The organism is Geobacillus zalihae, assembly GCF_030414215.1.
Taxonomy (GTDB): domain Bacteria; phylum Bacillota; class Bacilli; order Bacillales; family Anoxybacillaceae; genus Geobacillus; species Geobacillus zalihae.
Window position 1 is genome coordinate 1,697,554 of record NZ_CP129217.1, and the last position, 12,373, is coordinate 1,709,926.

Here is a 12,373-nt window from a genome sequence, read left to right on the forward strand (position 1 = left end):
AAAATAAAAACGTGCAGTGTTCCCGAGTGGTTCATGAAACACTGCACGTTACCCGCTGCGTGTCGATTGTCGCAGGAAAGGCATGCTCCCATCCTTTCTTTTTAACTTTCAACGTTATGCAATGTCGGTGTGGCGATAGCGGACGCCTTTATACCGAACGCGAACCGGCATGCCTTTCTCTTGTTTGTACCTGATGAGCATCCGTCGAGCTTTTGAAAAGGCTTCCATCATCCCAGATGCCGGAATCGCCTCATCCCAGACAGACGTTCTTCCTTGGTCTGTGTAAAAGGAAAAGACGTACTGTTTCACCCTCTTCACCTCCCTATGTACTTATTATAATCAGAGACTGTTTTTCCTAAATACAAAAACTGTTACAATTATGTTAACATTTTCTGTGCCGCGGCACTATGAAAAAATGGCTGGCGGAATGGGCCGCCGTGTCACGTTCTTTTTTTTTTGATCTATGGAGCTCCTTTCAGTATGTTCGTTGTCACCACCGGAATCAGCCTGCCGCCATGCTGCAAAGCCAGCGGTCTCTCTCTTGTCGCCGCAAAGAAAACCGGCACCTTATTCGATGCCGGTTTGATGTTTGTATTGTTTGACAGCCGACGGATAGTCGGCTTGGATGGCGTCTTTGTCCCGCCCGAGCCGCACGCTTAAAAACTCTAGCACAGCGGCGTCGTAGGCGAGCCCTGCCGCAAACTGCCGCTTTAACCATCGCTCGCCCGCGGCTTCATCGGGAAAGGTGCGAGCCTCTCCCCCGTCGGCATACCATGTCCATCCCTGTTCCGTCTGGCGGCTTAACCACCACTGGCCCTGATGATTCGTCCAAAACACGCCTTCTGCCTCTTCCCGCTTGTTCAGTTGGTTTTGTTCCGCATCGCCATAAACAGGCGCAAGCGGGAACGTCTCGATGACAAACAGCGGAAAGGTCGTGTCATCCACAAAACAACCCGATGCCTTCGGGTGGCCGCCGCCGCCAAACTGCTTCGCGAATTCGGCGACGTTGACATTGTCATGGATGGTGCGAAACCCGATATGTTTTGTCCCGAGATTGACTAGGGCGATCAAATCTAGGTGCGGATGCCGTTTGGATAAGGCGTTGCCAAGCTCCGACAGATGGCGTTCAGCGAACACGACGCCGATGCAGTAATCGCCGATCCAGCGCTGAACGAGCTGCTTTTGCTTCTGTCGGATGTAGCGTTGAATTTTCTTTTCTTCCATATCCAGAAGCAGCTCTTCCGTCTCGGTCAAGGAGAACGGTTCTCTGGAGGCGAGCCGCTCGCTCATCGTCTCCCAAAAGCCGTCAAGCCCGAAAATCGTCAACAAATCATTCAGCCGCTTCGCTTGCAAATTCCCATTCTCTTCCCATTCCCACGTGTCGTATTGGCGGACGAGCTCGACGAACCCATCTAGCGTTTCATTAGGTGCGAGTTTTCCCTCGCGGACGAGATAGTCGTAAAAGAGCGAGGTGGCGCACGTCTTTTTGCCATCATCCCTCACCGGTACCACCTGTCCCCACGGGTAGTCATTGAAATGAAGCGCCGTCACGTGGTGGTCGATCACTTGCACATGGCCGCCGCGCGCCGCCCGTTCAGCGAGTTGCTGTTCCACTTCCTTGCCGACGGCCAAGTCGGTGATAAACAACATGGCGCCGTTGGCCTCGTCGCTTTGCAAGAATTGGACGACCCGTTCATCCAAATTGCGATAGGAACAAAACGAAATGTTCACCTCGGCAAACGCCAGCTTCGCGAGCAATCCGCAGCCGATGCCGTCTAGATCGCTGTCAGTGAATAATTTGATCATGGGGTCCCACCTTTTTGTCACAAACTTTTTTGCAACCACGTTTTCAAGAGCGGCAACAGCCGATCCGGCAACTCGCTCACATGCGGAACAAAGACGCGGAAGCGACCATAGATGTTTTCAATCGTCCGCCGCGTTGACTCATCGTCGGCCCCGTGGCCTAAAAAGAGATTGACGACCTCAATGCCGCGGCGGCGCGCTTCGGCGACTGCTTCGTGCGTATCGATGATGCCGTTTTGTTCATATCCGTACGCGGCGGGTTCGCCGTCAGAGAAGACGAGCAGCACTTTTTGTGCTTCCGGGCGCTTGAGGAGCTGTTCGGTCATCCAGCGAATCGCCAATCCATCGCGATTATCTTCATGCGGCTCGAGCTGCAGGATCGCCGGGCCGCTCGACGGCTCAAGCGAGCGATGGAATGAGACCGCCATCTGCAAATAGTTCGGCTGACGCGAAGCGGTTGCTTCGTTCGCATCTTCCCAAAATCCGACAATTTGGTGCGGCACGCGCAACGTTTTCAACACCTCATGGCAAAGAACGAGCCCGGTTTTCGTCTCTTCCATTTTGTCATGCATGGAAGCTGAGCAATCGACAAGCAGGCCGAAGACCGCATCAAACCGCCGCGTCGGCTCGCCTTTTTTGTAAAACAAGCGCGGCCGCTCATCCGTGAAAAACGACACCAATTGTTTGCGCAGCCGACCGACGGGCAAGTTCGTGCGCCAAGCGGAGCGCTTGTGTTCAAGCCATTGTTCCATGATGCGCACAAGCCGTTTTCGGTACGGCGCCACCGCCGCCTGTTTGGCGCGGTATTGCTCAAGATGCGCGAGGTTGGGTGACGAAGGAAGAAGCACAAGATCGGCTTGGCGGTTGGCCTCGCCATACGGCGCACGGTTTCCAATCGGCGGCTGTTCGCTGAAGGATGCTTGCGCTTCCAGGCCATACTCGTTTCGCGCCGTCGGCCGAGACGTTCCTTTCACGACGGCCAGAGCCTGATCGCCGTCTTCACCCGGCCTCGCCTCATCGCTGATGATCTCGGTGCGGCTGCCTCGTTCGAGCTCAAAGCGGAGAAAGCTTCCACCCGCCCGGCTCGTTTCCCGATGCCATGTTGGCAGCACTTGCCGCTTGGCCTCTCCATCCGCCTCTTGAAGGGCATCGCGGTTTTCCAATGGGTTGGTCCGTTTGAGATCTTGAAGCGTCATCGTTTTCTCGTCCGCACCATCCTCAACGATTGGCAGCGATGTATAGGCATTGACCATATCATGAGGCAGCACGTCCTCCATCAGTTCCACAACGGCGAACGCCCAGTCCGCCACCTCGGCTGTCGAGGAAGCATCAAAAAATTGCGGCCATAACGTTTCAAGGCGCGCCTGCACCGCTTCATCCGCCATCGGAGCCAGCGGCGCATCATCAAGCGGCGAATCAGCCGTGAGCCGCAAATACATCCCCGCCAAAAACTGATCAGCCCAAGCGCCGCGCGTCCTGTTTGCTTGCCATTGCTGAGTGAAGTAGCGGCGGTACATGCGGCGGCGCGTGCGGAACCATCGCTTCATCCCGGGACGTTCCCGCTCGCAGACGGCTTCCAAGCGAAGATCTTCAGCGAATGTAAACAGCTGTTTGGAAAGCTTGGGGAGCGGTCGGGATTCCACCGCATGTCGGAAGGCGCGAACCGCCAATCGGTCGGTGTGCCGATACGTGCCGATGATGCGCAAGCCGACGTCGCTTTTCATTGCCGTTTCCCGCTCCAATGGTGGATACCCATCCCAAAAATGGCTGACGTAAACGACCGGCTTGACACAATGCACGCCGGAATGGGCGGCGAACTGGATGGCAACGTCGCGGCGGCGCATGAGCGTTTGGGCGAGGTCAGAAAGCTGCATGACCAAACTCGAGTCGACCGTTCGGTCATTGAACATCATAAACCGCTCCATGCCGAGCCTCCTATTCGTCAAACCACGTTTCGGCGATGTTGCGCACCGCCGCCCGTTCCCGTTCATCGTCAAGCTTATCGACGATGCTTCGCTCAATGGCCCGCAATGGCGGCATGTATGCCGCCAAATCGCACGCATCCAACAAAGCGCGCACCGAAGCCGCTTCCTCGGCGATTTGTCCGTTTCGCACCTGCGCAAGCAGATCCGCCGACAGGGCGACGAAACGATCGATCAACGTTTCATCCGTTAATGTAGTTTGCGCCAACAATACCGATTTTAATGTTTCTCCTTGCACATACGGGACATTGATGACGACAAACCGGTTTTTGAGCGCCTCATTGAGCGGTACGGTGCCAATATAGCCTTCATTGATCGCGGCGATGACGCCAAATGTCGGTTTCGCCTGTACGACATCGCCAGTCAGCGGATTGGTGAGCCGCCGCCGGTAGTCAAGGACGCTGTTTAAAATCGGCAGCGTTTCCGGTTTCGCCATATTAATTTCGTCAATGTATAGCAAATGCCCTTTTGTCATCGCCTGGATGACGGGTCCGGGCACGTACTCGATCACCGCCTGGCTGTTTTGGTGCACGATCGTCTTAAAACCGAGCAATGCTTCGGCGTCTAAGTCCACGGAACAGTTGATGCTGTGCATCGGTTGACCAAACAAAGCGGACAACGTTTCAGCAAGCCGCGTTTTTCCCGATCCGGTCGGGCCTTTTAAGAGCACGTTTTTCCCAAGCGCGAGCGCAATGGCGGCATCGTGCACGATCGCCTCATCTGCCGCCTTGTACCCGCCCGCTCCAATCAACGCGCGATCCGGATCGCGGCGGAACAGTTCTTTTCGCTTTTCCATTTCTTTCGTGACCGTCAACGGCCATGTTCCCATCTTCTGACTTCCTCTCTGTGTCGATCTTCCCCTCTCATTCTACTAGATCGCCCGGCGGGACGCAAAACAAAAGAACTAGACCATAAATATATTATGTAAATATAACAAAGAAAAAACGAGGCGCTCTCAACCGAAGTTGTCCTCAATCGCCTTGCGAATGAGCGCCGCGCACCGATCAAGCTCCGCCTTGAGCTGGCGTTTGTACAGCTTCGCCTTTTCCTGTCCGCCCTCGGCGAACCGATAGTAGACGACTTCTTGGTACTTCATTCCCTCTTTTTTCTGTTTCACTTGTTTTAAAATGCCGTCTTCGATCAAATCGTGCAGCGCCTTATACACTTCGGAGTGGTTCGGCCGGTAGCCGAACGGCTTGAACTCTTGGCGCAATACATCAAGCAGCTTCAGCCCGTAGAGCCGCTCCTGTTCGGTGAGCGTAATCAAATACAATTTTAAAAACGCACGTTGTTTTAACAGAAAACCGCTGGGCGTCCGTTTTTCTCCCATAGGCAGGCTTTTTCCCTCCTTCCCTACGGATGAAATTTCGCTCTTTGGGCGGCGAAATCCTGCTTGTCTTCATTATACCATGCGGGAAAGGAAAAATCCTCTCCCGCTTGGTTTCAATAAAACACGATCGTTTTGTTTCCGTGGATGATGACCCGGTCTTCCAAATGCCACCGAAGCGCCCGGGCGAGCACCGTTTTTTCAATCAGTCGGCCGATCCGCTTTAAGTCGTCCGGATGGTGGCGGTGATCCACGCGGGCGACGTCCTGCTCAATGATCGGCCCTTCATCCAAATCGTCGGTGACGTAGTGCGATGTGGCGCCGATCAATTTGACGCCGCGCTCATACGCCCGCTCATACGGACGCGCGCCGATAAAGGCGGGCAAAAATGAGTGGTGGATGTTGATGATCCGTCCCGGGAATTCAGCGACAAACGCCGGCGACAAAATTTGCATGTAGCGGGCAAGCACGATGGTGTCGATCTGATAGTCACGAAGCAGACGGATTTGTTCGGCTTCGGCGTCCGCTTTCGTTTCTTTCGTCACCGGAATATGCACATACGGGATGCCAAACGACTCGACCGTCTCGCGCAAGTCGGGGTGGTTGCTGATGACAAGGGCGATGTCGGCGATCAGCTCTCCCGCCTGCCATTGCCAAAGAAGTTCAAGCAGACAATGCTCGGCTTTGGAGACAAAAATCGCGATTCGCCGAATATCGTTGTGCAGCCGAAGCTGCCAACGCATCTGAAATTCAGCAGCGATCGGGGCGAACGCCGCTTCGATCTCTTCTTTTCGCTCGGCGATGTTCGGACAGTCGAACTCCAAGCGGAGAAAAAACGTCCCTCCCTCAGGGTCAGTCGAGTATTGGCTCGATTCAACGATATTCGCCCCTTGTTCGTACAGAAACGACGTCACCGCCGCGACGATGCCCGGGCGATCTGGGCAGGAAATAAGGATTCGAGCGCGTTGCTCGTAACCTTGCAAAAATGATTGCCAGCGATGTTGGCGAAATGTCGTCATGCGTTGTCTCTCCCTTTTCTTGCTTTTCCTTGCCATTCATCATACAAAAAATTCATGAACTTGCCAACAGGGAAGATAACAAAAGGAGGGTGTCCCAAAAGGATCGGGACACCCTTTCTTATTACCGTATATAGGTATAAAACAATTATTAAGGAACAATATGTTGTGTTTTGTTAAGGAAAATGACCCTTTTGGGTCAGCCCCCTGGCAAGCGAAAAACCTCTCTCAGTCTTTCGTCAAATCGCCGGCCGGGCCGAAAAATTCGTAATGGATGTGCTCCTCTGGCACACCCCATTGTTTTAGAGCGCGATAGACGGTTTTTATAAACGGCACCGGGCCGCAGAAATAAAAGTCTGCGTCTTTCGTCGGGATCACGGATTGCATCCATGCAAGGTCAATCCGCCCTTCTTTTCCAAAATATGGATGGCGGCGGTCCTCGTCGGATGGCGACTCATAACAAATATGATAAGAAAATGACGGGCGTTCCGCCAACATCCGAAGCTCCTCGTCAAACGCGTGCACGCGGCCATTCAAAGCAGCATGCAAAAACGCCGCTGGGCGGGTCGGTTGGCGGATGGCCAACGTATGCGCCATGCTCAAAAGCGGAGTGATGCCGACGCCGCCGCTGATGAACACAACCGGCGTCGTTTTGGACAAATCAAGCGTAAAATCGCCGGCTGGAGCGCTAAGCTCGAGCACGTCGCCCTCTTGGACATGATCATGCAAATAGTTGGAAACAATGCCGGCCGGCTTGTCCGCTGTAGCTGCTTCCCGTTTGACGCTGATGCGGTAATACCCTTTTCCAGGTGCATCCGATAAGCTGTATTGGCGAATATGCGTATACGTCTCGCCCGGAATCGACAGTTTGACGCTCACGTATTGACCCGGCAAATAATCACTGATGGCCTTGCCGTCTTCCGGCTCCAAATAAAACGAAGTAATGACGCCGCTTTCTTTCACCTTTTTCACGACGACAAATCGGCGAAAGTCACGCCAGCCTCCGTGTTTGGCCGCTGCCTCATCGTAGAGCTCTTTTTCCACTTGAATGAAAACGGACGCAATGGCTTCATATGCTTCCGCCCAAGCCGTGATCACTTCGTCGGTGGCGGCGTCGCCGAGCACGTCTTTGATCGCCAGCAACAAATGCTTTCCGACGATCGGGTATTGTTCTGGTTTGATTCCTAAGCTGCGGTGTTTATGGCCGATTTGCCGCACAACCGGCAAAATCGCATCAAGCTGGTCGATATAGCGCGCTGCCGCATACACGGCTGCGGCCAAGGCGCGTTGCTGCCGCCCTTGCTTTTGGTTGGCGTGGTTGAAAATATGGAGCAGTTCCGGATGATTGGAAAACATGAGTTCATAAAACCGCTTCGTAATTTGTTCGCCATGTGTTTCCAAGACAGGCACCGTTGATTTCACAATTTCAATCGTTTTTGGATGCAATTTCGTTGTCGTTGTCATGATTTCATCCCCTTGTAAAACATGTATTTTTAATACATCTTTTATTCAACCATGAGCACTGCGAAAAAAGCAATATTTCAAATACATCTTTAATAAATTGTTCACAATTCTCCGTTCGAATCAGGTGTGGTACAATGGGATCAAGAATGTCGCTTAAAGGTTGTGAATCACGATGCAGTTGACGAACTATACGGAATACGCCTTGCGCGTCCTCTTGTTTTTAGGCGCGCTTGATGAAGAAGAAAAAACAAACATCAAAGACATTGCCGCTGCCTTTTCCATTTCAGAGCATCATTTAAGCAAAATCGTCTATGAGCTTGGCAAACTCGGCTACATTGAAACGATCCGTGGGCGCAACGGTGGAATCCGCCTTGCGAAACGCCCCGCGGAGATTGTCATCGGCGCGGTTGTTCGCGAAACGGAGGAAAACTTGTCGCTTGTCGAGTGTTTTGCCGCCCACGGCAATGAGTGCGTCTTAACGCCGGTATGTCGGCTTCGCTTCGCACTTCACGAGGCGTTAGAGGCGTTTTTGCGTGTGCTGGATGCGTATACGCTCGCCGACTTGCTTGAAGACCGAGCGTCGCTTCGTTCTTTATTGAAAGAGCGGCGCGGTTGAGGAAACTTTCTGGCTATAAGCTGGAGAGTTTTTTGGCGTTTGGCAGGCACACGATCACTAAGCATCGCTCTACGGAAGGAAGACGCGGGATGATGCGAAACCGATGGCGGCCTTTGCGGCGATTGGCACCTTGGCGCTCGGCCTTTGCGCGGGATGTGGCGGCAAGAACGATCATCAGTTGGAAAAACGAAACCAGTCGTCAAACATGGGCGGCGGGATGAATACGTCCGGCACCGGCCGATCACATCCCCTTTGTTTGCCACAAGACGAAGAATATATTAAGATTAGAAAGGTGTGAAAACATCTGCATGACTAAAGGAGGTCACAATGAAACACGAAGGAAACGCTTTGCCACCTTACTTGCATATGGACAATGGAGAGCTTTGGCTCACCGAAGATGATCGCGACAACTTAAAAATCAGCTATCGAATCAAAGAGGTGATTTTTGCCGAGCCGTCCGAGTACCAGCATGTGATGATTTTGGATTCGTACGATTTTGGCCGCATGCTCGTACTCGATGGCGTCGTGCAAACGACCTCGATTGACGGCCATATTTATAACGAAATGATTTCGCACGTGCCGCTGCAGTTTCATCCGGAAGCGAAGCGGGTGCTCATCATCGGCGGCGGCGACTGCGGCGCAGCTCGTGAGACGGCGAAATACGCTCATCTTGAAGCCATCGACATGGTGGAAATCGACGAAAAAGTCGTCCGGGCGTGCAAAGAGCATTTGCCAGCCGTCTCCGGCAACTTATCGGATCCGCGCGTGCGGTTTGTTTATGATGATGGCGTCAAGTTTGTGCAAGGGAAGGAAAGCGTCTACGACGTCATTATGATCGACTCGTCCGACCCAGTCGGCCCGGCGGAAGCCTTGTTTTCACCGGAGTTTTACGCCAACGTCCATCGCGCGTTGAAAGCGGATGGGCTGATGGTCTGCCAAAGCCAGTCGCCGATTTTCCATCTGGATATTTTGAAGCGGACGTACCGCAATATTCGCGAACTGTTCCCGCATGTGCTTGTGTACACCGCCGTGGTGCCGACGTATCCAGGAGGGTTGTGGAGCTTTACGATCGGCTCGAAACGGCCGCTCGATTTTCCGGTGCAGACTACCATTCCAAATGACACGAAATATGTGAACGATGGGATCTTTCGCCAATGTTTCGCGTTGCCGGCATTTTTGCGTTCGGCGCTTGAGGTGGAATAACCGCTTGGCATCAAAAAAGCTGTCCCCCACAAAGCAGGGACAGCTTTTTCGTGTTGCTTGAATCCGTTCTGTTTTATGGAGCAGGTGGGTTGTGAGACAATGCCCGCTTAGCAAGCCATTGAAGCGTCAAGTCGTCAGCAGGCGGGTTGTAGAGCCCAGCGCGGACGTCACGGTAATGCCGCTGAAGCGGATTGTCAGCAAACAAGCTTTGTCCGCCGACAATGCGCATCGCCCAATCGACGACTTCAAGCGCGGTATTGGTGGCGACCAATTTGGCTGTTGCCAACTCCTCTTTCATTTCCATCCGTTTTTCCGGATAGCGATCCCATAAATCGGCGACCGCGTACAGGAAATGGCGCGCATGGGTGAGGCGCCATTCCATTTCAGCGATTTTCCGCTGTACTTCGGGCGTCGAGGCGATTGGGTGAGGCAGGGTATTAGGCTGGTACGTCTTGGCAAAGCGAAGCGCCTCATTGCGCGCCGCAATGGCGATGCCTAAGTAACAAGCCGGCACGTGCAACAGCCATCCTTGCGCCGGAGCAGCTTCGTTCGCTTCTCCAAGCGTCTCTACGAGCGCCTCTTGGTCGACTTCGACTTCTTCAAGAACAAGATCATCGCTGCGCGTCGCCCGCATGCCAAGCGTGTTCCACGTCGGTTCGATGCGAATGCCTGAAGCAGACATCGGCACGAGAAATTCACCGACCCGACCGTCTTCCATCGTGGCGGAAATTAAGACGTAATCGAGCGCAGGGGCTAACGATGCAAATGTCTTTCGCCCCCGAAGCACAAAGCGGCCATGGCGAAAGACGGCCGTCGTTTCCGGTTTACCGCCGCGCGCCGGGCTGCCAGTTGTCCGTTCAGAGTGGGCGCTGTTGATGAGCACGTGGCGGCAAACGACTTCATTCGCCAAACGGGTGAGAACGGGCTCCGGCCAGCGGCGAAGCAAAAACAGCCGCATGAGAATGCTGGCGTGCCAACCAAACGACAATGCCGTTGCCCCAGAACCTTGGGCAATCGTCTCTTGCACGAGCACGAGCTCATAAAGCGACGCCCCTTGGCCGCCGTATTCAGTCGGGACGGTCAAGGAAAGGAATCCAGCCTCTTTTAAATCGGCAAAATCGGCAAATGGAAACGTTGCCTGTTCGTCATCATGCGCCGCCCTTTCCGCAAACCGTTCCGCAAGGCGACGCGCTTGGTTGTACAATTGTTGCTCCCGATCGGTCCGCACAAGCAAATGGTACAATTCGTTCATCGGTTCTCCCCTTCTTTTGGTCAAGATGCCTTTATTGTACCGAGTTCTGGCTAGGACTGAAAACAAAAACGCACGGGAAAATGACCGTCCTTGCTCTCGGAAGCTTAAAAGAGAAAGAAATGCCGAATGTACCGATCATCGTCACGGTGGACGAACTCATTTTTCCCAGCATCGTACTCGTATTCCTCCTGCCAGCGGCGGCCATAGCGGGCGATTTGACGGACGGCGCGGATGATCGCATACACTTCTTCGTTCGTCATCGTAGGATGGAGCGACAGACGCACCCATCCTGGTTTGGCGAGAGGATTGCCGTTTTTGACTTCTTGAAGCAACATAGCGGATTGTTCCTTGTCGATGCCAAGCAAATAGTGGCCGTATGGTCCGGCGCAGGAACAGCCGCCGCGCGCTTGAATGCCGAAGCGATCATTCAGCAGTTTGACAACAAGGTTGTAATGCAATCCATCTATGACAAATGAGATGATGCCAAGACGGTCGTCCCGATGTCCTTCAAGCACGCGAACGCCGGGAGTGCTTTTTAGCGCCGGCAAAAGAAGGGAAACAAGTTCCTTTTCGCGGGCGCGCATCTGTTTTACGTTCATTTGCTCTTTCAGCTGGATGGCCAACGCTGCCTTGATGGTTTGCCAAAACGGCGGTGTTCCGCCATCTTCGCGTTCCTCAATGGCTTGGATGTATTCATAGTTCCCCCACGGGTCAGTCCAGTACACCGTCCCGCCGCCGGGGTGATCCGGAGCGTGCTGATGATAAAGCCGGCTGTCAAAGATGAGCACGCCGGCGCTTCCCGGCCCCCCGAGAAACTTATGGGGGGAGAAATAAATGGCATCAAGCTGCTCCATTGGGTCGTCCGGATGCATATCGATGCGGACGTACGGAGCGGAAGCAGCAAAATCAACAAAGCAAAGGCCGCCATGCTCGTGCATGATTTTCGCCAGCTTATGATATGGGGTTTCCAACCCCGTGACGTTCGAGCAAGCAGTAAAGGCACCGATTTTTTGCGGTCGATCTCGGTAGCGCTCCAGCAGCTCGCGCAAATGGTCAAGATCGACATCCCCGTTTTCTGTCGGACGGACCGCCACGACTTCCGCGATGGTTTCCACCCATGGCAATAAATTTGAATGGTGCTCCATATGGGTGACAAAAACGACTGGCCGCTCCTCATCATGAAGGGACAAGCGGCGCTTCCACCGTTCCGGTACGCGCAAGCCAAGCAGACGCTGCAGCTTGTTGACGGCGCTTGTGGTCCCGGCGCCTTGCATAATCAAGACATCGTTTTTCCCGGCATGAACGTGCTGTTTGATGATTTCTTTTGCATAGCGATAGGCAAGCGTCGTTTTCGTTCCGGTCACATTCGATTCCGTATGCGTGTTGCCGACAAATGGACCGAGCTCATGCGTCAGCTTCTCTTCAATCGGCCGGTACAGCCGCCCGCTTGCTGTCCAGTCGGCGTAAATAAGCCGCTGTTTGCCAAACGGCGTAGAAAACGGATGAAAGCGGCCGATCGTTCCATCGCGAAACGGCTGAAAATACGTCTCAAGCTCCCCGCGGCATGTATACACCGCATTGCCGATCACAGCGTGAATGGCCATGTTGATTCCCCCTTTCCGCCATTTCGTCTATTTACAAAGTATGTCGCCTTCGGTGGTTCGGTCCAAAAAACGTGGGAAAGTTGAAAATGAAAAATCCGCCGTACAG

Annotated in this window: 11 protein-coding genes; 2 read left to right on the forward strand and 9 right to left on the reverse strand. The window is 53.7% G+C overall.

Features of this window, described 5'->3' with window-relative positions:
- Nucleotides 1-114: 114 nt before the first annotated feature.
- From QWV57_RS08655 to hmpA, 7 genes are all read right to left on the reverse strand, one after another.
- Nucleotides 115-309 carry a hypothetical protein gene (locus tag QWV57_RS08655; RefSeq protein WP_063192616.1) on the reverse strand — a complete coding sequence of 65 codons (195 nt, stop codon included), beginning with the start codon at nt 307-309 and terminating at the stop codon, nt 115-117.
- A gap of 258 nt (nt 310-567) precedes the next feature.
- Nucleotides 568-1,806 (reverse strand): DHH family phosphoesterase, encoded by a 1,239-nt coding sequence (locus QWV57_RS08660; protein ID WP_063192617.1) that lies wholly within the window; start codon nt 1,804-1,806, stop codon nt 568-570.
- A 17-nt stretch (nt 1,807-1,823) separates the two neighbouring features.
- A complete protein-coding gene (locus QWV57_RS08665) occupies nt 1,824-3,728 on the reverse strand; it encodes a nitric oxide reductase activation protein NorD (protein WP_063192618.1) in 1,905 nt (634 codons plus the stop codon).
- Between the two features lie 10 nt (nt 3,729-3,738).
- Nucleotides 3,739-4,614 (reverse strand): ATP-binding protein, encoded by an 876-nt coding sequence (locus tag QWV57_RS08670; RefSeq protein ID WP_063192619.1) that lies wholly within the window; start codon nt 4,612-4,614, stop codon nt 3,739-3,741.
- Between the two features lie 126 nt (nt 4,615-4,740).
- Nucleotides 4,741-5,115 (reverse strand): replication termination protein, encoded by a 375-nt coding sequence (locus tag QWV57_RS08675; RefSeq protein WP_011231227.1) that lies wholly within the window; start codon nt 5,113-5,115, stop codon nt 4,741-4,743.
- A 113-nt stretch (nt 5,116-5,228) separates the two neighbouring features.
- Nucleotides 5,229-6,131 carry a formyltetrahydrofolate deformylase gene (gene purU / locus QWV57_RS08680; protein ID WP_013523764.1) on the reverse strand — a complete coding sequence of 301 codons (903 nt, stop codon included), beginning with the start codon at nt 6,129-6,131 and terminating at the stop codon, nt 5,229-5,231.
- A gap of 225 nt (nt 6,132-6,356) precedes the next feature.
- A complete protein-coding gene (gene hmpA / locus QWV57_RS08685) occupies nt 6,357-7,592 on the reverse strand; it encodes an NO-inducible flavohemoprotein (RefSeq protein WP_301101911.1) in 1,236 nt (411 codons plus the stop codon).
- A gap of 172 nt (nt 7,593-7,764) precedes the next feature.
- Here hmpA and nsrR point away from each other — a divergent pair, with 172 nt between their 5' ends.
- Complete coding sequence (nsrR, locus tag QWV57_RS08690; RefSeq protein ID WP_011231230.1) at nt 7,765-8,208, forward strand: nitric oxide-sensing transcriptional repressor NsrR; 444 nt, start codon at nt 7,765-7,767, stop codon at nt 8,206-8,208.
- A 327-nt stretch (nt 8,209-8,535) separates the two neighbouring features.
- On the forward strand, nt 8,536-9,411 hold the full coding sequence (gene speE / locus QWV57_RS08695) for a polyamine aminopropyltransferase (RefSeq protein ID WP_015374870.1): 876 nt from the start codon (nt 8,536-8,538) through the stop codon (nt 9,409-9,411).
- 73 nt (nt 9,412-9,484) lie between these two features.
- On the opposite strand, the gene QWV57_RS08700 is transcribed toward speE, so the two are convergent.
- Both QWV57_RS08700 and QWV57_RS08705 read right to left on the reverse strand, forming a co-directional pair.
- Entirely contained in the window at nt 9,485-10,663 is a 1,179-nt protein-coding gene (locus tag QWV57_RS08700; protein WP_015374871.1) for an acyl-CoA dehydrogenase family protein, read from the reverse strand.
- Nucleotides 10,664-10,767: 104 nt separating this feature from the next.
- Nucleotides 10,768-12,267: an aminotransferase class V-fold PLP-dependent enzyme gene (locus QWV57_RS08705; RefSeq protein WP_015374872.1), complete on the reverse strand. Its 1,500-nt coding sequence runs from the start codon at nt 12,265-12,267 to the stop codon at nt 10,768-10,770.
- Nucleotides 12,268-12,373 lie beyond the last annotated feature (106 nt).

Coding starts and splice junctions, on each gene's coding strand:
- QWV57_RS08705 (WP_015374872.1), bottom strand. CDS start 12,267: ATGGCCATTCACGCTGTGATCGGCAATGCGGTGTATACATGCCGCGGG.
- QWV57_RS08675 (WP_011231227.1), bottom strand. CDS start 5,115: ATGGGAGAAAAACGGACGCCCAGCGGTTTTCTGTTAAAACAACGTGCG.
- QWV57_RS08660 (WP_063192617.1), bottom strand. CDS start 1,806: ATGATCAAATTATTCACTGACAGCGATCTAGACGGCATCGGCTGCGGA.
- nsrR (WP_011231230.1), top strand. CDS start 7,765: ATGCAGTTGACGAACTATACGGAATACGCCTTGCGCGTCCTCTTGTTT.
- hmpA (WP_301101911.1), bottom strand. CDS start 7,592: ATGACAACGACAACGAAATTGCATCCAAAAACGATTGAAATTGTGAAA.
- purU (WP_013523764.1), bottom strand. CDS start 6,131: ATGACGACATTTCGCCAACATCGCTGGCAATCATTTTTGCAAGGTTAC.
- QWV57_RS08700 (WP_015374871.1), bottom strand. CDS start 10,663: ATGAACGAATTGTACCATTTGCTTGTGCGGACCGATCGGGAGCAACAA.
- QWV57_RS08665 (WP_063192618.1), bottom strand. CDS start 3,728: ATGGAGCGGTTTATGATGTTCAATGACCGAACGGTCGACTCGAGTTTG.
- speE (WP_015374870.1), top strand. CDS start 8,536: ATGAAACACGAAGGAAACGCTTTGCCACCTTACTTGCATATGGACAAT.
- QWV57_RS08670 (WP_063192619.1), bottom strand. CDS start 4,614: ATGGGAACATGGCCGTTGACGGTCACGAAAGAAATGGAAAAGCGAAAA.